15 protein-coding genes are annotated in these 18,901 nt (G+C 70.1%); 4 read left to right on the top strand and 11 right to left on the bottom strand.

The genetic code is table 11. From position 1 onward, the window contains the following. Nucleotides 1-94 precede the first annotated feature (94 nt). On the top strand, nt 95-1,069 hold the full coding sequence (locus ASG45_RS03295; RefSeq protein WP_055832813.1) for a zinc-binding dehydrogenase: 975 nt from the start codon (nt 95-97) through the stop codon (nt 1,067-1,069). A gap of 350 nt (nt 1,070-1,419) precedes the next feature. Here the strand turns inward: ASG45_RS03295 and ASG45_RS03290 are convergent, their stop codons facing one another. From ASG45_RS03290 to ASG45_RS03240, 11 genes are all read right to left on the bottom strand, one after another. Then, entirely contained in the window at nt 1,420-1,899 is a 480-nt protein-coding gene (locus tag ASG45_RS03290) for an NUDIX domain-containing protein (RefSeq protein ID WP_055832812.1), read from the bottom strand. After that, nucleotides 1,899-3,557 carry a DUF4407 domain-containing protein gene (locus tag ASG45_RS03285; RefSeq protein ID WP_055832811.1) on the bottom strand — a complete coding sequence of 553 codons (1,659 nt, stop codon included), beginning with the start codon at nt 3,555-3,557 and terminating at the stop codon, nt 1,899-1,901. The genes ASG45_RS03290 and ASG45_RS03285 overlap by 1 nt, the downstream gene beginning before the upstream one ends. Before the next feature lie 112 nt (nt 3,558-3,669). Beyond that, nucleotides 3,670-4,683, bottom strand: a complete 1,014-nt coding sequence (locus ASG45_RS03280; protein ID WP_055832810.1) for an aldo/keto reductase family protein — start codon at nt 4,681-4,683, stop codon at nt 3,670-3,672. 74 nt (nt 4,684-4,757) lie between these two features. Beyond that, complete coding sequence (locus tag ASG45_RS03275; RefSeq protein ID WP_235561553.1) at nt 4,758-5,390, bottom strand: response regulator; 633 nt, start codon at nt 5,388-5,390, stop codon at nt 4,758-4,760. Beyond that, entirely contained in the window at nt 5,387-6,634 is a 1,248-nt protein-coding gene (locus ASG45_RS03270) for a sensor histidine kinase (RefSeq protein WP_055832809.1), read from the bottom strand. Before ASG45_RS03270 ends, ASG45_RS03275 begins: the two co-directional genes overlap by 4 nt. Continuing rightward, a complete protein-coding gene (locus tag ASG45_RS03265; RefSeq protein WP_055832808.1) occupies nt 6,631-7,434 on the bottom strand; it encodes an ABC transporter permease in 804 nt (267 codons plus the stop codon). Before ASG45_RS03265 ends, ASG45_RS03270 begins: the two co-directional genes overlap by 4 nt. Beyond that, a complete protein-coding gene (locus tag ASG45_RS03260) occupies nt 7,431-8,306 on the bottom strand; it encodes an ABC transporter ATP-binding protein (RefSeq protein ID WP_055833235.1) in 876 nt (291 codons plus the stop codon). Before ASG45_RS03260 ends, ASG45_RS03265 begins: the two co-directional genes overlap by 4 nt. 237 nt (nt 8,307-8,543) lie before the next feature. Further along, nucleotides 8,544-9,860 carry a 23S rRNA (adenine(2503)-C(2))-methyltransferase RlmN gene (gene rlmN / locus ASG45_RS03255; protein WP_235561552.1) on the bottom strand — a complete coding sequence of 439 codons (1,317 nt, stop codon included), beginning with the start codon at nt 9,858-9,860 and terminating at the stop codon, nt 8,544-8,546. Nucleotides 9,861-9,999: 139 nt separating this feature from the next. Beyond that, nucleotides 10,000-10,830 (bottom strand): PRD domain-containing protein, encoded by an 831-nt coding sequence (locus ASG45_RS03250; protein ID WP_055832807.1) that lies wholly within the window; start codon nt 10,828-10,830, stop codon nt 10,000-10,002. Nucleotides 10,831-10,874: 44 nt separating this feature from the next. After that, the gene (locus tag ASG45_RS03245; RefSeq protein WP_055832806.1) at nt 10,875-12,326 is read right to left on the bottom strand and encodes a family 1 glycosylhydrolase; all 1,452 of its coding nucleotides are present in this window, start codon (nt 12,324-12,326) and stop codon (nt 10,875-10,877) included. Then, entirely contained in the window at nt 12,313-14,220 is a 1,908-nt protein-coding gene (locus ASG45_RS03240) for a beta-glucoside-specific PTS transporter subunit IIABC (RefSeq protein WP_055832805.1), read from the bottom strand. The genes ASG45_RS03245 and ASG45_RS03240 overlap by 14 nt, the downstream gene beginning before the upstream one ends. A gap of 263 nt (nt 14,221-14,483) precedes the next feature. Here ASG45_RS03240 and ASG45_RS03235 point away from each other — a divergent pair, with 263 nt between their 5' ends. The 3 genes from ASG45_RS03235 to ASG45_RS03225 all read left to right on the top strand — a co-directional run bounded on the left by ASG45_RS03235 (nt 14,484) and on the right by ASG45_RS03225 (nt 18,877). Then, a complete protein-coding gene (locus ASG45_RS03235; RefSeq protein ID WP_055832804.1) occupies nt 14,484-15,392 on the top strand; it encodes a PRD domain-containing protein in 909 nt (302 codons plus the stop codon). Nucleotides 15,393-15,582: 190 nt separating this feature from the next. Then, nucleotides 15,583-17,442: a beta-glucoside-specific PTS transporter subunit IIABC gene (locus tag ASG45_RS03230; protein ID WP_055832803.1), complete on the top strand. Its 1,860-nt coding sequence runs from the start codon at nt 15,583-15,585 to the stop codon at nt 17,440-17,442. 19 nt (nt 17,443-17,461) lie between these two features. Then, nucleotides 17,462-18,877, top strand: a complete 1,416-nt coding sequence (locus ASG45_RS03225; protein WP_055832802.1) for a glycoside hydrolase family 1 protein — start codon at nt 17,462-17,464, stop codon at nt 18,875-18,877. Nucleotides 18,878-18,901 lie beyond the last annotated feature (24 nt).

Genomic DNA, 18,901 nt, shown 5'->3' with positions numbered 1-18,901 from the left:
CCTTCTCTCGCGCCGCTGACGAACTCCCGGGTTGCGGTCTCAGACCCGAGGTCTATATTAGACCGGTCGTTACAAAATAACCACAGGAGGAATCATGCGCGCAGTCATCCACCACGAGTTCGGCGAGCCGGCCGACGTCGTCGGCGTCGAAGAGGTCGAGAACCCGACCCCCGGCCCCGGCCAGGTGCGCCTGCGCGTGCTCCTGTCGCCCATCCACAACCACGACCTGTGGACCATCCGCGGCACCTACGGCTTCAAGCCCGAGCTGCCCGCGCGCGCCGGCACCGAAGCCGTCGGCGTGATCGAAGAGCTCGGCGAGGGCGTCGAGGGCCTGACCGTCGGTCAGCGCGTCGCTACCGGCGGCACCTTCGGCGTATGGGCCGAGCAGGTCGTCGCGCAGGCCGCCGGGCTCATCCCCGTCGCCGAGGGGCTGTCCGACGAGGTCGCCTCGCAGCTCGTATCGATGCCCTTCAGCGCCATCAGCCTGCTGCACTCGCTCGACCTGAAGCCCGGCGACTGGATCGTGCAGAACACCGCCAACGGCGCCGTCGGCCGCATGGTCGCGCAGATCGCCCGGGCGCGCGGCGTCAACGTCGTCGGTCTCGTGCGTCGCCAGAGCGCCGTCGACGAGCTCGCCGAGCAGGGCATCGACAACGTCGTGTCGACCGACACCGACGACTGGCGCGACAAGGCCCTCGCCCTCGTCGGCGACGGAAAGGTCGTCGCGGGCGTCGACTCCGTCGGCGGATCCGCCGCGGGCCAGGTGCTGTCGCTGCTCAGCGAGAACGGCACCCTCGTGATCTTCGGCTCGATGGGCGCGGGCACGCTCGAGCTCGGCGCCGGCGACCTCATCTTCCGTCAGGCCACCGTGAAGGGCTTCTGGGGCAGCGTCGTCAGCAAGACGATGGATGCCGAGACCCGCGGCGCCCTGTTCGGCGAACTGTCGCGCTACCTCGCCGACGGCACCCTGACGCTCCCCGTCGCCGCCACCTTCGGCCTCGACGACATCGTCGAAGCCGTCACCGCGAGCGACGCCCCGCGCGTGGGCAAGGTGCTGCTGCGCCCGTGACCCGGTAGCGCCGCGGTGCCCGCCCTCGCGGGGGCACCGCGGCGCGCCCGCCGCGCGCCCCGCGCCCCGCGCCCCCACCCGACGTTGAGTGTCCAGGACACGCCGCAGCGCGCACCGGGGGCGCGGCGTGTCSTGGACACTCAACGGTTCTYRCCCGCMCGGGCGRCGGCGAGACGCCCCACCCCCCACGCCCCCACGCCCGCGCCCAAATACGCGGTCGAGCCCGCGCCCGCCCCCGCGCCGCCCAAACCCGACGTTGAGTGTCCAGAACACGCCGCACCACGCACCGAGGACACGGCGTGTCCTGGACACTCAACGGTTCTCACCCGCACGGGCGACGGCGAGACGCCTCACGCGCCGCGCGAAGCCTCCAGCGCCGCGGCCAGCGCGTCGATCGCGGGACGTTGGCCCTTCACGAGGGCGTCGCGGGCGGCATCCAGGCCCATCCATTCGACGCGGTCGACCTCGGGGAACGCGACCGTTTTTCCCGAGCGCGGTGGCCAGACCATCTCGAAGGTGCCGAACGTGAAGCCGGATGCCGTGAACCCGGCGCCGTCTCCCGCGAAGACGACGACCTTCTTCCCCGACGAGTACGCGAACGTGCCGAGCTCGGCCCACGGCGTCGCGGGCGGTTCGACGCCGAGCTCCTCGCGGAACTCGCGGTGGGCGGCATCCAGAGCTCCCTCGGTCTCGGGGTCGAACTCCCCCTTGGGGATCGACCACGCACCCGCGTCCTTCTTCGCCCAGAAGGGCCCGCCCATGTGCGCGACGAGCACCTCGGGCGCGGGGGTCAGCCGGTACAGCAGCAGCCCCGCGCTCCAGACGACCATCAGGCCGTCGCCACCGGCACGCGGGCGGCCTCGTCGGCGATCACGTCGGCCCGTTTGCGGAACGTACGGGCGGTGACGCGGTCGAGGGCGATCTGCCCGCGCATTTTCTCGGCCTTCTCGTACAGCGACGGGCCGCCGAAGCCGGTGAGCACCTTCACGAGCACCGGGAGCAGCTCGATCATGAAGAACAGCGCCGCGATCAGGTAGTGCGCCCAGCGCAGGGCGGGCTCGCGGTCCGACAGGCGCTCGAGGGCCGTGATCTGGCTGAGCAGTCCGACGGCGCCCGCATTGCCGTCGGCGATCGACGACGCGCGCGCGTTGTACGCGGCCAACGCCGACTCGTACTGGGTGCGGGCAGCGGGCAGCTGGTCTTCGGCCTGCTGCTTGTTCTGGTCGGCCGACGATGCCGCAGCCTCGGCGCCCGAGGTGTTGGCGGCGGCGAGGGTGGACTGCGCCTGCTGCAGCTGCGTCGACAGCGCGTCGTACGACGACTGCGCCTGGGCGAGCTGGGCTTGGGCGGCGTCGGAGCTCGCGCCGGTGCCGGCGAGACCGGTGCAGCCGGGCACGATGCCCGCGCCCTGGCCGGTGAGCTCGCACTGGTACACCGCGCGCGCCTGGTCGATGACGCTCTGCTGAGCGGCGAGCTGCTGGGTGAGCTGGTCGACCGTCTGCTGCGCCGCGGCCGACTCGGCCGACGTCGACGAGGTTCCGCTGACGATGCCGGTGGCCGCCTGGTTCTCGAGGGCCGACACCTGGGCGCTCGCGGCGTCGAGCGCCTGCTTCTCGGGACCGCTGGTCACGGCATCCTGATCGGTCAACGCCTGGGTGACGTTCGTGGAGTTCACCTCGCGGGCGATGTCGTTGTGGAACACCTGCAGCACGAGCGGCTCGGCGACGACGATGCCGATGAGCGCCGCCATGATGATGCGGGGGAACGCGAGGCCGAGCAGGCGGAAGACGTTCTTCGTCGAGCGCATCGTCGAGGTGAGGAAGCGGTCGAGGTTGTAGATGATGAGGCCCCAGATCAGGGCCAGCGGGATCGCGAGGAAGATGCTGACGCGCACCCCGGTGAGTAGGGCGAACATCATCGACAGCGACGAGACGAGCGCCGTTCCCGCGAGCACCAGGAACATCTGCACGAAGCGCGGCACCTCTTCGGGAACCTCGTCGAGCACGTCGTTGTCGGCCCCGCCCAGCACCGCCATCCGCCGCACGAGCGACAGGCGCGGACGCCGCGGGTCGTGTCGGCGCAGGCGCGGCGGGCGGGGATCGGATGCCACCGGGGCGGCGACGGCGTCGGGCTCGCCGTGCGCTGCGGGCTCGCCGTGCGCTGCGGGCGCCGCGTCGGCCTCGCGATCGAGCACGACCGTCTCGTCGGCGCTGGCGTCTGCGGCCGGGGGCGGGGTGGTCTCGCTCTCGGCGCCCGCGCGATCCGCCTCACGCGGCTCGGCGGGGCGGCGCTCGATCGGGAGCGTCGGGTCGTCGTCGGCGGGCGGGGCTCCCCACGGCTCGGACGTGTGGTCGTGCGGCGCGGGACGGGCCGCCACGGTCTGCGCGGCGAGGATGTCGTCGAGGTACTGCGCGCGTTCCTCGTCCGTCGTGAACTCGATGCGACCGCCGGAGCCGAAGCGGCCGGGTCGTGGATCGGAAAAGGACATTCGATGAGGGTAAGACGCGTTCCTGTCGATCAGATGAGCGAGGGCGGGGGCGCGGCGAACCCGAAACGAGTCGGGCGGGCCGGACGCGAACGCCCGACCCGCCGTACGGTCGTCAGACCAGGCGTTGCTTCGGCGAGACCTCGTACGTGTTCTCGGGGTCGGAGAACACCTCGTCGCCGAGCGCCGCGTCGATGGCGGCGAGCGTGTCGGCGTCGAGGGTGACGCCCGACGCCTTGACCGTGTCGGCGAGCTGCTCGGGACGGGAGGCTCCCACCAGGGCCGCGGCGATGTTGGGGTTCTGCAGCACCCACGCGATCGCGAGCTGCGGCATGGCGAGTCCGGCCTCGTCGGCGATGGGCTTGAGGCGCTGCACGGCCTCGAGCGTGTCGTCGTTCAAGAAGCGCTTGATGAAGGTGGCGCCGCTCTTCTCGTCGGTGGCGCGCGAGCCCTCGGGCGCCGGCTGGCCCGGCAGGTACTTGCCGCTCAGCACGCCCTGCGCCATGGGCGACCAGACGATCTGCGAGATGCCGAGCTCTTCGCTGGCGGGAACCACCTTGCCCTCGATCACGCGCCACAGCATGGAGTACTGCGGCTGGTTCGAGATGAGCTGGATGCCGAGCTGCTTCGCCAGCGCGTGTCCCTCGCGCAGCTGCTCGGCGGTCCACTCGGACACACCGATGTAGAGGGCCTTACCCTGCCGCACCACGTCGGCGAAGGCCTGGAAGGTCTCTTCGAGCGGGGTCTCGTAGTCGAACCGGTGGGCCTGGTACAGGTCGACGTAATCGGTGCCGAGGCGCTTCAGCGACCCGTTGATGGAGTCCATGATGTGCTTGCGGCTGAGCCCGGTGTCGTTCGGACCCGCGGGACCGGTGGGGAAGTACACCTTCGTGAAGATCTCGAGCGACTCGCGCCGCTGACCCTCGAGGGCCTTTCCGAGAACCGTCTCGGCCGCTCCGTTGGCGTAGCCGTCGGCGGTGTCGAACGTGGTGATGCCCGCGTCGAGCGCGGCGTGCACCGTCTTGATGGCCGCGTCGTCCGCGACCTGCGACCCGTGCGTCACCCAGTTGCCGAGGGTGATCTCCGAGATCTTGAATCCACTGTTTCCGAGATAGCGATAACCGACCATCACTCCACGCTAGACCCGGCCTCCGACACCTGGGCCCGAATCCCCTGGTGGCGAAATCGTCCGCGCGCACCGCGTCACAGGATGCCGAGCTCCATCGCCCGTGTGACGGCGCGGGTGCGGTCGGCGACGTCGAGCTTGGCGAACACCTTCAGCAGATGCGTCTTGACCGTGGCCTCGCCGAGGTGCAGGCGCACTCCGATCTCACGGTTGCTGAGGCCCTGCGCGACATGACCGAGCACCTCGACCTCGCGGGCGGTGAGCGCAGGTCTCTCGGCGGGTCGCCCGGTCTGCGCGACGAGCACGCGCGCCACACTCGGCGCGAGGGCCACCTCGCCGGCGGCCACGGCGCGGATCCCCGCCAGCAGCTCCTGCTCGGGCGCGGCTTTCAGCAGGTACCCGCTCGCCCCGGCGGCGATGGCCCGCACGATGACGTCGTCGCTCTCGTAGGTCGTCAGCACGATGATCCGCGCCGTCGGCACGCTCTCGCGCAGCATCGCCGTCGCCTCCTCGCCGTCGCGGCGCGGCATCCGCATGTCCATCAGCACCACGTCGGGGCGTTCGCGCTCCACGACGGTCACCGCCTCGATCCCGTCGGCGGCCACGCCCACCACGCACATGTCGTCGGCGGCATCCAGGATGCCGGTGAGCCCGGCCCGCACGATCGGATGGTCGTCGACGATCACGACGCGGATCACACGGCCGGTCACGCGCGCACCGCCGAGCGCGGAACGCGGGCCGTGAGCACCGTGGCCCCGGGGCTGCCGTCGATCAGCAGGTCACCGTCGAGGTGCCCGAGCCGCGCGCGGAGCCCCTCGAGCCCGAACCCCTGCGCCCGGGCGGCGGGGTCGAAGCCGGCGCCGTCGTCGGCTACGCGCAGTTCCACGCCGTCGTCGAGCTCGGTCAGCGTCACCTCGACACGTCGTGCGCCCGAGTGCCGGCGGGCGTTCGACAGGCCCTCCTGGGCGCACCGCAGCAGCGCGACCTCGCTCTCGCGGTCGAGGCCCGTGACGGCGTCGGCGCGCAGGTCGATGCGCAGACCCGATTCTCGGCCGAGACGGTCGACGAGCACCGTCAGGGCGGCGACCAGCCCCTCGCCGTGCGACACGGGCGCCCCGCCCGCGACGAGGGTGCGCGTCTCGGTGAGGGCCTCGCGCGCGGCCTCTTCGACCAGGCCGAGGGTGGAGTCGGCCAAGACGCCCGCCGCGAGCTCCCGGCGCGAGCGCTGAACCAGCAGCACCGTCCCCGCCAGCGTCTGCGCGATGGTGTCGTGGAGTTCGGCGGCCAGACGTCCACGCTCTTCGACGACGCCCGTATCGCGGTGCAAGGCGGCGAGTTCGTCCTGCGCGGCGGTGAGTCGATCGAGCAGGCCCTGGGTCTCGGCTGCGTGCCGGTAGACGGCGGTGAACCACAGACCGAGGCCGATGTTGCCGGCGAACGACGTCGCCTGGATGATCGCGGCGCGCTCCCACGCGTCGCCGTCGCCGCCCCAGGCCAGCGCGACGAGCACGAGCACGCTCGACAGGGCGGTCCAGGCGATCGCCGCGCGCCGGCGCGACCAGATCACCCAGAGCAGGGGGTACGCCGCGAACTGCAGCATCGCGATCCACGGCACGCACGCGATGGCCAGGGGCAGCAGCAGCGTCGACACCGCCAGCCCCGTGGCGACCCGCGGCGCTCCCTGCTCGCTCAGCACGCGAGGGAGGGCGACGAGCACGAGCGCGGCGTGCACGACGACGGCTCCCAGCGCCACGAGCGCCGGCCCCCAGGGGACCGCCCCGACAACCCCGGCCACGAGGGCGATCGCGACGCCCACGGCACCCGCGATTGCGTAGACCAGGGTCCATCCGCGCACGGCCGAGGCCACGGCATCCGCCCGCTCCCGCTCCCCGCGCGGGCCATCGGTCCCGGTCGCCACGGCGCCGCCGGAGGCGACGGTTCCCGCGCCCCTCACGCGTCTTTCCGGATCCATCGGAACGTCGCCCGCACCACCGCGAGCCCCACGACGAGCCAGAGTCCCGTCACGAGCAGGATCAGCGGGTGCTCCCACGACCCCGACGGCTCGGCCGCGGCGAAGCCCTCGGGCAGGAAGACCGAGCGGAAGCCCTGCGCCAGCCACTTCAGCGGGAACACGCTCGCCACGTTCTGCAGCCACTCCGGCAGGGCGGCGAAGTTGATGTAGACCCCCGAGATGAACTGCAGCAGCAGCACGATCGGGATGACGACGCCCGTGGCGCTGCGACCGGTGCGCGGGAGGGCCGAGAGCCCGATGCCGAGGATCGCGCAGGTGGTGACGCCCAGCAGGAACACCCACGCGAAGGTCAGCCAGCGCTCCGGTTCGGTGGGCAGCGGCACGCCGAAGAAGACCGCCGCGACGACGATCAGCAGCACCGACTGCAGAAAGCCGGTCACCAGCACCTGCCCGAGCTTGCCGATGAAGTACGACACGGGGCTGAGCGGAGTGCCACCGAGGCGCTTGAGGGTGCCGTCGCTGCGTTCCATCGCGATGTCGATCGACATGTTCTGCAAACCCGACAGCAGTACGCCCGCGGCGAGCATGGCGGGCAGGTAGAACTGCGCGGCCTTCACCTCGGCGCCCGGGGGACCGAAGGTCTGCGCGTCGAACGCGACGGCGAAGATGAGCAGGATCATCACGGGGAACAGGAAGGTGAAGAACACCGAATCGCCCTGGCGGAAGTACGCGCGCACCTCGAACCCCACGCGTGCGGCACCGAGCCGCAGGACCCGGCTCACGCGGCACCCCCCGCAGCCGCGGTGCGGCGCTCATCGGCACCGAGGAACGACAGGTACACGTCTTCGAGGCTCGGCCGCACGACCTCGAGCCGCTCGGGTTCGCCGGCTCGGGCGTAGAGGGCCGCGACGAACGCGCCCGGGTCGTCGGTGCGCTGCTCGCGCGTCACCCCGCCCTCGCGCCACCGCACGAACGGCACGCGGGCGTCGGGTCCGCCGAGTTCGTCGATGCGGCCCACGGATGCCACCTGCCCGGCCACGATGATCGCCGCGCGCTCCGAGAGCTCGGCGGCCTCGTCGAGGTAGTGGGTCGTGAGCAGGATGGTGGTGCCCTCCGCCTGGAGCAGGCGGATGAGGTCCCAGAACTGCCGCCGCACCTCGGGATCGAAGCCGGTGGTGGGCTCGTCGAGGAACAGCAGCTCAGGGCGGCCGATGATCCCCAGCGCCACGTCGACGCGGCGACGCTGCCCGCCCGAGAGCTTGCGCACGCTGACCGTGGCCTTCTCGGTGAGACCGACCGCGGCGATGACCTCGTCGACGCCCCTCGGGCGCGGGTAGAACGAGGCGAAGTGGGCGAGGAGCTCGCGCACGGTCGCGGTCGGCGCCTCGCCCGTGTTCTGCAGGACGATGCCGAGTCGCGCCTTCCAGTCGAGGCCCCCGCGGTGCGGGTCGACGCCGAGCACGCTCACCTCACCGCTCGTGCGGTCGCGGTAGCCCTCGAGGATCTCGATGACGGTGCTCTTGCCGGCGCCGTTGGGGCCGAGCACCGCGAACGTCTCGCCTCGTCGGATGTCGAAAGAGACTCCGCGCAGCGCTTCGACGCCTCCGCGGTAGGTCTTGCGCAGGTTCTGCACCCGCACGACGTGTTCGCTCATGCCCTCAGTCTGACCGCGCGCGGCCCCGGCCGGGAACGACGGACCGGTGGACTCGGCATCCACCGATCGGTGGACGCGCGGCCGCCACCCCCACGCAGAAACGCCGATCCTGCGCATGAACGCTCAGCGAGCGCGTTTCTGCGCAGGAAGAGCGTTTATGCCCGGGGCGGCGAGAGCGCTCGACGGGCACCGCCGAACGCACGGGCGGGCGTAAGCCGCCGAACGGACCGGCGGGCGTCAGCCGACGGGCGTCGCCGCGGCGGCCACCGCGTCGTCTTCGGTCGCCACGAGCTGACCGCAGGCGCCGTCGATCTCTTTGCCGCGGGTGTCGCGGAGGGTCGTCGGAATGCCCGCGTCGTTCAACCGGCGCACGAACTCGTTCTGCACGGGCACCTCGGATGCCGTCCAGATCGACCCCGGAGTCGGGTTCAACGGGATGGGGTTCACGTGCACCCAGCCGCGACCGCGGGCGTTGAGCTTCTCGGCCAGCAGGTCGGCGCGCCAGGCGTGGTCGTTCATGTCCTTGATCAGGGCGTACTCGATCGAGACACGGCGGCCGGTCTTGTCGAAGTAGTTGCGCGCGGCATCCAGGGCCTCGTCGACCTTCCACTTGGAGTTCACCGGGATGAGCTCATCGCGCAGGTGGTCGTCGGGAGCGTGCAGCGACAGGGCGAACGTCACCGGGATGTCTTCGTCGGCGAGCTTCTTGATCGCGGGCACGAGTCCGACGGTCGAGACGGTGATGCCGCGGGCGCTCATGCCCAGGCCGTGGTCCTTGTCGACCATCACGCGCACGGCCTGCATGACCCGTGCGTAGTTGGCGAGCGGCTCGCCCATGCCCATGAAGACGATGTTGCTGACGCGGTCGAGCGAGTGGTCGTCGTGCTTCTTGCCGCCCAGGCCGCCGGCGGCGATGAGGGCGTTGGCGCGGACGATCTGCTCGATGATCTCGGCCGCCGACATGTTGCGGGTCAGACCCGCCTGGCCGGTGGCGCAGAAGGGGCAGTTCATGCCGCACCCGGCCTGGCTCGACACGCAGAGCGTGATGCGGCCGGGGTAGCGCATGAGCACCGACTCGACGAGCGCGCCGTCGTGGAGCTTCCAGAGGAACTTGATCGTGTCGCCGCGGTCGGTCTCGAGCCGGCGCACCTCGGTGAGCAGCGGCGGCAGCATTCCCGCGACGAGCTCTTCGCGTCCGGATGCCGGCAGGTCGGTCATGTCGGCGGGGTCCGACGTGTAGTGCGTGAAGTAGTGCTTCTCGAGCTGCTTCGCGCGGAAGCCGGGCAGGCCCAGCTCCTTGGCCTTCTCGACCCGCTCCGCGGGGGTGAGGTCGGCGAGGTGCACGGGGGGCTTGCCGCGCTTCGGGCTGGCGAACTGCAGCAGCGGACGACCGGTCTCGTCTTTCGCCTGCTTCCATCCCTCGGTCGCGGGGCGCACCTGGCGGACGCCCGTCGACGACGCGGGGCGCGTCTCGCGGATGCCGGTGTCGGCCGGGGCCCCCTCGGGGCGCACCTGCCGGGGCGTGGTGGAGCGCACGGGGGCCTGATCGTTCATGCTTTCCAGGTTACCCGGCGCGCCTGCACCGCGGCTGGACGCCCCCGCCCGAGAGCCGCGTGAGTCGCGAGGAATCGTCGCTCCGGGCCCTCGCCGGGCGACGAATTCCGGCGACTCACGCAACGACGCAGCGGGGTGCTCAGGCGGATTGCGCCCGCGCGATGTGCAGAGCGAGGTAGCCGACCTCCTCGTCGGAGATCTCCACCTCGTGCTCCTTGCGCACGAAGGCGCGCACGCGCTCGGCCGTGGCGACCGCCCGCGGGTGCTTCTGCGTCATGGTCGCGAAGAGCAGGTCGTCGTCCTGCCCGGCCAGGCGGCCCGAGAACAACCGCTCGGCGAAGAACTGCAGGTGGGTGAGGAACCGCCGGGTGTGCAGATCGTCGCCGTCGAGCGCCACGCCCCCGGAGTGCGTGACGATCGTGGTGATGTCCGACACCAGCCCCACCACGCGGATCGAGTCGACCGCCGGACGCCCCACCTCGGAGTTGACGAGGTGGAACGCGATGTTGGCGGCCTCCTCGTCGGGCAGGGCGACGCCGGTGCGCTCGCGCAGCAGCGCCAGCGCCCGAAGGCCCACCTCGTACTCGCCGGGGTAGACCGTCCGCACCTCCCACGCCAGGCGGTTGGTCACCTGCAGCCCCCGCCGTTGACGTTCCACGGCGAAGTGCAGGTGATCGGTGAGGGTCAGGTAGATGTGCGCATCGAGCTGGATGCCGGAGTTCTCGGCATCCAGCACGATGGCCCGGGTGAGCTCGACGAACTCCCCCGGAATCTGCGCCAGCAGTTCGACGAGGTTGCGCTGGTCGGCGTCGTCGAGGGCGACGAAGACCCGATCGGTCGCCTCGGGGGCGACGCTGTCGCCCTGCTTCGCGCCGAAACCGATGCCCTTGCCCAGCAGCACGCGCTCCACGCCGCGCTCGTCCTCGACGAGCACGACGCTGGAGTTCAGCACCTTCTTGATGATCTGCATGGGTGTCTCCGTCGACCCCGGGGAACGCGCATCGAGTGCGGCGGTCACTCCAGGTCTGCCCCGTTCGAGGAGATGACCTTCTGGTACCAGAAGAACGAGTCCTTGCGGCGCCGCTCCCCGGTCCCGTTGCCGAGGTCGTCCTGATCGACGTGGATGAAACCGTACCTCTTCGAGATCTGCGACGACGAGGCGCTGATGATGTCGATCGGGGCCCAGCTCGTGTAGCCGCGCAGGTCCACGCCCTCGTCGACGGCGCGGATCATCTCCGCGAAGTGCGAGCGGAAGTAGTCGATGCGGTACGGGTCGTGGATGCGCCCGTCGTCGGTCAGCTCGTCGCGCATGCCCAGACCGTTCTCGACGATGAACAGCGGCTTGCCGTAGCGGTCGTAGAGGTCGATGAGCGCGATGCGGAGCCCCACCGGATCGATCTGCCAGCCCCACTCGCTCGAGGCGAGGTACGGGTTCTTCACGCCCAGCACCGTGTTGCCGGGCGTGCGCTCGGCATCCGGACGCACCGACTCGGTGAGGGTCATGTAGTACGAGAACGAGATGTAGTCGACCGGGTGGTCGCGCAGCAGCTCGACGTCGCCGTCCTCGAAGGGGATGACGACACCCTGCCGCTCCAGCGCGTTCAGCGCGAGGCGCGGGTAGGCGCCGCCGGCCTGCACGTCGGTGCAGAGGTAGAGCATGCGCTCCTTCGCCTGGGTGGCGGCGACGTCGTCGGGGTGACAGGTGTTCGGGTAGGTGGTGAGCATGGTGAGCATGCACCCCATCTCCGACGCGGGCCACATCTCGTGCAGCATGCGGGTGACCGACGCCGACGCCACGAACTGGTGGTGCAGGGCGGTGTAGCAGGCCTGCTCCAGCGACCCCTCGACGGTCTCGTCGATGATGCCGCCCGAGGTGAACGGGTGCCGGATGATGCCGTCGATCTCGTTGAACGACAGCCACAGGTCGACGAGGTGGCCGAAGCGCTCAAAGCACGTGCGCGAGAAGCGCTCGAACAGCGCGATCGTGCTCCGGTCGACCCACGCGTTGTTCTTCAGCGCGAGGGCGAGCGGCGGGTCGTAGTGCGACAGCGTGACGAGCGGACGGATGCCGAGACGGCGCATCTCCGTGAACAGGTCGAGGTAGAAGGCGATGCCCTCCTCGTTCGGTTCGAGCTCTTCGCCGGTCGGGTACAGGCGCGACCACGCGATCGACACGCGCAGCACCGAGAAGCCCATCTCGGCGAACAGCGCCAGGTCGTCGCGGTACCGGTGGTAGAAATCGATGCCCCGGCGCTTCGGGTAGTACGCGATGTCGTCGTCGGCCATGGCCTCGCGGATGCTCTCCAGCGTGTGCTGGTGGTGCACCGCGTACTCACGCGGGTCGACGTGGGGCCGGTATTTCGCGACGTCGGAGACCGCGGGACCGCGACCCCCTTCGTTCCAGGCACCTTCGGCCTGGTTGGCGGCGAGGGCGCCGCCCCAGAGGAATCCGTCAGGCAATCCCATTCGCGGTCTCCTTCTCTTCGGTCGACAGGAGCGCGGCGCCCGCGGCGACGCGTCCGGTCACGAGGGGGGCGACGTCGTAGGCGTCGCCGTTGAGCACGACGACGGGCGTCGTGATGTCGAGGCCCGCGGCTTCGATGGCCGCGAGGTCGGCGATGAGCACGGGCTGGCCCGCGGTCACATGATCGCCCTGCGCGATGAGGGCGGTGAAGGGAGCGCCTTCGAGGCGCACCGTGTCCAGACCCACGTGCACGAGCACTTCGAGACCGTCGTCGCCGAGGATGCCGAGGGCGTGGCGTGAGGGCAGCAGGCTCGACACGGTGCCGGTGATGGGCGCGCGCACCTCGCCGTCGGTGGGGCGGATGGCCACGCCCGGTCCGAGGATGCCGCCCGAGAACACCGGGTCGTCGACCTGATCGAGCGGAACGACCTCGCCGGTCATCGGGGCGATGATCCCGGCGTTCGAGACCGGGCCGGCGTCGGCTGCGGGCGCTGCGACCCCCGCCTGCTCGTCGAGCAGGCGCACCGTGGCGGAGTCGGAGTCCTTCCAGATCACCAGCGACACCGCGAACGACACGATCATCGCCACGAAGGCGCCGATGACGGCGTGCAGCAGGTTCCAGGGGTTGGCCATGTCGATGAACATCGAGATGCTCGCCGCTCCCGGGCTCACCAGGGCGAAGGCCGAGATGGCCGCGATGCCGAGGTACGCGCCGCCCACGAACGAACCGATGACGACCGAGATGATCGCGCGGCGGTTCTGCAGCGTCACACCGTACAGCGCGGGCTCCGTGATACCGAAGAACGCCGAGATGCCCGACGAGATGGCGGTGCCGCGCAGCGTCTTGTTCTTCGTGCGCACGGCGATGGCGAGGCTCGAGCCCGACTCGGCGAGGTTGTGGGCGAGCGAGGCGACGAGGTAGAAGCTCTCCCTACCGCTCGCGGCCATTGTGGCCACGGTGGGCGGGATGAAGGCCTTGTGCATGCCGACCGAGACGATGAAGGGCAGGGCTGCGGCCATGAGGGCGACGGCCACCCAGCCGAGGGTGCCGTACAGCCACAGCATCGCGCCGGTCAGGAGCGAGCCGAGCCAGAACCCGAGCGGACCGAGCAGGAAGATCATGGCCGGAGCGACCACGACGAAGCAGATCAGCGGCACCAGGAACGTGCTGATGACGCTCGGGCTGATGCGGCGGGCGAAGCGCTCGACGACGGCGAGCAGCAGCACGGCCAGGATCGGGGGGAAGACCTGGGCGTTGTAGGCGATGGCGGGGACGGCGATGCCGAAGAGGGCGACGCCGCCTTCCTGCGTCAGCAGACCCGCGAAGGTCGGGAAGACGAGCAGTCCGACGATGCCGAGGGCCAGCGGGATGTTGGTGTCGAGCTTCTTCGCCGCGGTGTAGGTCACGAGCAGGGGCAGGAAGAAGAACACCGCATCGGGGATCGCGGTGAGCACCTGATAGGTCTGGTCGCTGGTCTGCAGCCATCCGAGGGCGACCGCGAGGATCAGGAACGACTTGAAGATTCCGGCGCCCGCGACGGCCGGGATGATCGGGGTGAAGACGCCGACCACGAAGTCCATCGCGATCGATCCGGCGCCCTTCCACGTCAGCTTCGGCTTCGCGGCATCCACGCGGGCCGCGGAGCGGGTTCCGCCCCCGCGCACCTTCTCGATCTCGCGGAAGTAGTCGGCCACGTTCGAGCCGATGATGACCTGGGTCTGGGTGCCGCGCACGACGCCGATCACGCCGGGGGTCGCCTTCAGCGCCGCCTCGTCGGCCTTCGTCTCGTCGGTCAGGGTGAAGCGCAGACGGGTCGAGCAGTGGTGCAGAGCGGCCACATTGGCGGCTCCACCGACGTGCTCGAGAATGCTGCGCGCGCTGTCTGAGGTGGTCATCGACGTCCTTCCTTGGATCGACGGACACATCGACCGGGCGTCGGCGCCGCGGTCGCCGGGCACAAAAAAAGGACCCGAAGGCGGCGCTCTCGCACTGCTTTCGGATCCTGCCTGCATGACCAGTCACATGTCCGTCGGCGACTCTACACGAGTCCGCCGCCCGGCGCCCCGCGCGTGAGTCGCCCGAATTCGTCGCCCGGCACCGCCTCGCGGCGACGAATTCTGGCGACTCGCGCGCGACGCGCCGCTCTAAACTGCATCCCATGCCCGGTGCCGGTGATGCCCCCATCCCGCCCGGCGGCGTGCAGAAACTTCTGAACAACAACGTCGTCGTGGCGATCGACGCCGACGGCCGCGAGCGCGTGCTCATGGGACGCGGCATCGGCTTCCAGCTCAAGCACGAGGGGCACGTCGACCCCGCCAAGGTCGAGAAGACGTTCGTGCTCGACCAGGCCACCGACACCGCACACGCGCAGAAGCTCCTCACCGACGCGCCATACGCCCTGGTGCAGGCGGTGCTGCGCGCGGTCGACGAAGCCGAGCGCGAACTGGGCCGCGACCTCGGGCGTCGGTTGCCGCTCGCCGTCATCGACCACGTCAACTACGTCATCGAGCGCCTCGACCAGGGCATCCGCATCCCCGTCACCTCGATGCCCGAGTTGCGGATCCTCCACCCCGACGAATCGCGTGTCGCCGAGCGCATGGCGGCCTCGATCGCGGCATCCCTCGATCGCGGCCTCCCGCCCGAAGAGGGCGTGTTCCTCACGATGCACCTGCTCAACGCGACGCGCGACGAGCCCAACGGCACCGCGGCCCTGCTGTTCCGGCGCGTGCAGCACGTCGTGCGCACGGTCGAGACGGGCCTCGGCGTCACCCTCGACACCGCCGGCCCCGACTACGCGCGGTTCATCCTGCACGTGCGGTTCCTGCTGCAGCGCCTCGTGGACCGCTCGATGCTCACGAGCGGCGACTCGTCGTTCTTCGAGTTCGCGAAGCACCGCTACCCCCGCGCCTTCGGCATCGCCGAGGCTGTGAAGGCCTACGTGCTCGCGGCGACGAGCTCGACCCTCACCGACGAGGAAGTGCTCTACCTGACCGTGCACGTCGAGCGATTGGCGACGAGCATGGGGCGCGCCGACACCTCTGGCGCACCCGACGCACCGGTGCTATAGTCGCGGACGCAGGTTCACACCTGCCGACGATTTCCGGATTGTTACCGCGCGAGCGGGCAAGACCTGAATCCACATCGCTGACGAGCGATGAACGGATTCGGGTCTTTTTTATTGCCCGAAAACAATCCGGGTCGTCGCCACAGAACATTCGACGGGCCGCATGGATGCGGCGAAAGGCAGGCGGATTCCGATGGCGGATTACGCGAAGACAGCGGCGGCGGTTCTCACCGGCGTCGGCGGAGAAGGCAACGTCACCTCGCTCGTGCACTGCGCGACGAGGCTCCGATTCGTGCTGAAAGACGAGAGCAAGGCGAATGCCGCAGCCCTCCGCGCCACCCCCGGCGTGATCACCACCGCCCAGGCGGGCGGGCAGTACCAGGTCGTCATCGGCAACGACGTGCCCGAGGTGTTCGCGGCGATCCAGTCGCAGACGAAGCTCGGCGCGGGCTCCGACGACACCGGCGAGAAGGGCCCGAAGGGCAACCTCTTCAACCGATTCATCTCGATGATCTCGGCCATCTTCACGCCGATCCTCTGGGCGCTGGCCGGCACCGGTCTGCTCAAGGCGTTCCTCGCCGCGGCCGTCACCTTCGGGTGGATGGATGCCACGACCACCACCTACACGATCCTCAACGCCCTCTCCGACGCGCTGATCAACTTCCTCCCCCTCGCCCTGGCGATCACCGCGGCCCGCTACTTCAAGGCCGCCGAGTTCACCTCGCTCGCCATCGCGGGAGCGCTCGTCTACCCCTCGATCACGGCCCTCACCGGCGTTCCCGACGTGACGTTCTTCGGCATCCCGGTGACGATGGTCAGCTACGTCTCGAGCGTCATCCCGGTCATCATCATCGTGTGGCTGCAGAGCCACGCCGAGCGTTTCCTCTACGCGAAGCTGCCCGGTGCCATTCGTCGCTTCGTCACCCCGATGCTCGTCGTGCTCGTGGCCGTGCCGCTGATCTTCGTCGTCATCGGTCCGCTGTCGGCGCTCGTGGGCGGCGGACTCGCCTCGGCCATCGGCTGGGTGTTCCAGACCGTGCCGTGGGCCGGCGGCGCCATCATGGGCGGCCTCTGGCAGGTCTTCGTGATCTTCGGCCTGCACTGGGGCCTCGTGCCGCTCTTCCAGCTCGAGTACCAGACCACGGGCATGATCCTGCTCATCGGACCCGTCTTCGCCGCCGTGCTCGCCCAGGCCGCCGCGGTCGCCGGTGTGCTCGTTCGCACCCGCAACAAGAGCCTCCGCTCGCTCGCCGCCCCGGCGACGCTGTCGGGCTTCCTCGCCGGCATCACCGAGCCCGCGATCTACGGCATCAACCTGCCGCTCAAGCGCCCCTTCGCCTTCGGCATCGTCGGCGGCGCCGTCGGTGGCGCGCTCATCGCGATGGGCGGGGTCTTCTCGAAGGCGTTCGTCGTCCCCTCGGGTCTCGCGCTCCCCGCCCTGCTGGGCAACGGCAACATGGTCATGCTCGCGATCGGCCTCGCCGCCGCGATCATCATCCCGTTCCTGCTGGTCGTGCTCATCGGCTTCACGGACCCCGTCGACACCGCCGCCCCCGCGACCCCGGCCGCGGCGACCGACACCGAGGTGTCGAACCCCGTCGACGGCACGGTCGTCGCCCTCAGCGAGGTTCCGGATGCCGCCTTCGCCGACGGCTCGCTCGGCAAGGGCGTCGCGATCCGGCCCACCTCGGGCGCGGTCTACGCCCCGTTTGACGCCACCGTCGTCGCCGCCTTCCCCACCGGTCACGCGATCGGCCTGCGCGGCGTCGACGGCGTGGAGCTGCTGATCCACGTCGGCCTCGACACCGTCAAGCTCGGCGGCCAGCACTTCACCCTCAAGGTGCAGTCCGGCGCCGAGGTGAAGGCCGGCGACCTGCTGCTCGAATTCGACGGCGCCGCCATCGAGAAGGCCGGGTACGACCTGATCACCCCGGTCATCGTGACCAACGGCGACCTGTATCCCGACGTCGCCGACGTGGCATCCGGACCCCTCTCGCACGGCGAGACGCTGTTCCGCGCCATCTCGGTCGACTCCCTCTCCACCGCCCGCTGACCCCCTGGAGGCACAGACCATGACGACCACTTCCTTCCCCGACGGCTTCCTCTGGGGCGGCGCGACCGCCGCGAACCAGATCGAGGGCGCGTACGACGCAGACGGCAAGGGGTACTCGGTGCAGGACGTGATGCCCCGCGGCATCTCGGGTCCCCGCAGCGACCAGCCCACGCCCGACAACCTCAAGCTCATCGGCATCGACCACTACCACCGCTACGCGGAGGACATCGCGCTGTTCGCCGAGATGGGCTTCGGCGTCTACCGGTTCTCGATCGCGTGGAGCCGCATCTTCCCGAAGGGCGACGAGACCGAGCCCAACGAAGAGGGCCTGGCGTTCTACGACCGCGTGCTCGACGAACTCGAGAAGCACGGCATCGAGCCGCTCGTGACGATCTCGCACTACGAGACGCCGCTGCACCTGGCCGAGGCCTACGGCGGCTGGACGAACCGCGAGCTCATCGGGTTCTACGAGCGCTACGCCCGCACGCTCCTCGAGCGCTTCGGCTCGCGCGTGAAGTACTGGCTGACGTTCAACGAGATCAACTCGCTGCTGCACGCCCCGTTCATGAGCGGCGGCATCCCGATCCCCGAGGGCGGCGTTCCCGAGCAGCAGCTGTACCAGGCGATGCACCACGAGCTCGTGGCATCCGCCCGAGCCACCCGCATCGCCCGCGAGGTCGCCCCCGAGGCGAAGGTCGGCTGCATGGTGCTGTCGATGCCGATCTACCCCCTCACCCCGTCGCCCGACGACGCCCGCGCCGTCATGGACGCCGACCACGGCAACCTCGTCTACGGCGACGTGCACACCCGCGGCGAGTACCCCGGGTACTTCCTGCGGACGCTGCGCGAGAAGGGAATCGAGCTCGACATCACCGATCAGGACCGCGACGACCTGACGAACACCGTCGACTTCGTCTCGTTCAGCTACTACATGTCGATCGCCGAGACCGCCGACCCCGCGAAGCGCGCCGAGGGCGAGGGCAACATCATGGGCGGCGTCTCGAACCCCACGCTCGAAGCGAGCGAGTGGGGCTGGCAGATCGACCCCGTGGGCCTGCGCCTCGTGCTGAACCAGTTCTGGGACCGGTGGCAGAAGCCGCTGTTCATCGTCGAGAACGGCCTGGGCGCGCGCGACCAGCTCGTCGAGGTCGACGGCGAGAAGACGGTCGTCGACGACTACCGCATCGCCTACCTCAACGACCACCTCGTGCAGGTCGGCGAGGCGCTCGAAGACGGCGTCGACGTGCTCGGCTACACCTCGTGGGGCTGCATCGACATCGTCAGCGCCAGCACCGCTCAGCTCAGCAAGCGATACGGTTTCATCTACGTCGACCGCAACGACGACGGCACCGGGACGCTCGATCGCTACCGGAAGAAGTCGTTCGGCTGGTACGCCGACGTCATCCGCACCAATGGCGCGTCGCTGACGCGCTGACCCCCCCCTGATCGGATCGGCCCC

Source organism: Microbacterium sp. Leaf436, assembly GCF_001424715.1.
In the GTDB taxonomy this organism is placed as follows: Bacteria; Actinomycetota; Actinomycetes; order Actinomycetales; family Microbacteriaceae; genus Microbacterium.
Note: the sequence above shows the minus strand (reverse complement) of the source record. Positions and strands in the feature narration are given on the sequence as shown.

Excerpts from the sequence above, each read along its gene's own strand:
- ASG45_RS03295 (WP_055832813.1), top strand. The coding sequence starts at position 95 with ATGCGCGCAGTCATCCACCACGAGTTCGGCGAGCCGGCCGACGTCGTC.
- ASG45_RS03290 (WP_055832812.1), bottom strand. The coding sequence starts at position 1,899 with ATGGTCGTCTGGAGCGCGGGGCTGCTGCTGTACCGGCTGACCCCCGCG.
- ASG45_RS03285 (WP_055832811.1), bottom strand. The coding sequence starts at position 3,557 with ATGTCCTTTTCCGATCCACGACCCGGCCGCTTCGGCTCCGGCGGTCGC.
- ASG45_RS03280 (WP_055832810.1), bottom strand. The coding sequence starts at position 4,683 with ATGGTCGGTTATCGCTATCTCGGAAACAGTGGATTCAAGATCTCGGAG.
- ASG45_RS03260 (WP_055833235.1), bottom strand. The coding sequence starts at position 8,306 with ATGAGCGAACACGTCGTGCGGGTGCAGAACCTGCGCAAGACCTACCGC.
- rlmN (WP_235561552.1), bottom strand. The coding sequence starts at position 9,860 with ATGAACGATCAGGCCCCCGTGCGCTCCACCACGCCCCGGCAGGTGCGC.
- ASG45_RS03250 (WP_055832807.1), bottom strand. The coding sequence starts at position 10,830 with ATGCAGATCATCAAGAAGGTGCTGAACTCCAGCGTCGTGCTCGTCGAG.
- ASG45_RS03245 (WP_055832806.1), bottom strand. The coding sequence starts at position 12,326 with ATGGGATTGCCTGACGGATTCCTCTGGGGCGGCGCCCTCGCCGCCAAC.
- ASG45_RS03240 (WP_055832805.1), bottom strand. The coding sequence starts at position 14,220 with ATGACCACCTCAGACAGCGCGCGCAGCATTCTCGAGCACGTCGGTGGA.
- ASG45_RS03235 (WP_055832804.1), top strand. The coding sequence starts at position 14,484 with ATGCCCGGTGCCGGTGATGCCCCCATCCCGCCCGGCGGCGTGCAGAAA.
- ASG45_RS03230 (WP_055832803.1), top strand. The coding sequence starts at position 15,583 with ATGGCGGATTACGCGAAGACAGCGGCGGCGGTTCTCACCGGCGTCGGC.
- ASG45_RS03225 (WP_055832802.1), top strand. The coding sequence starts at position 17,462 with ATGACGACCACTTCCTTCCCCGACGGCTTCCTCTGGGGCGGCGCGACC.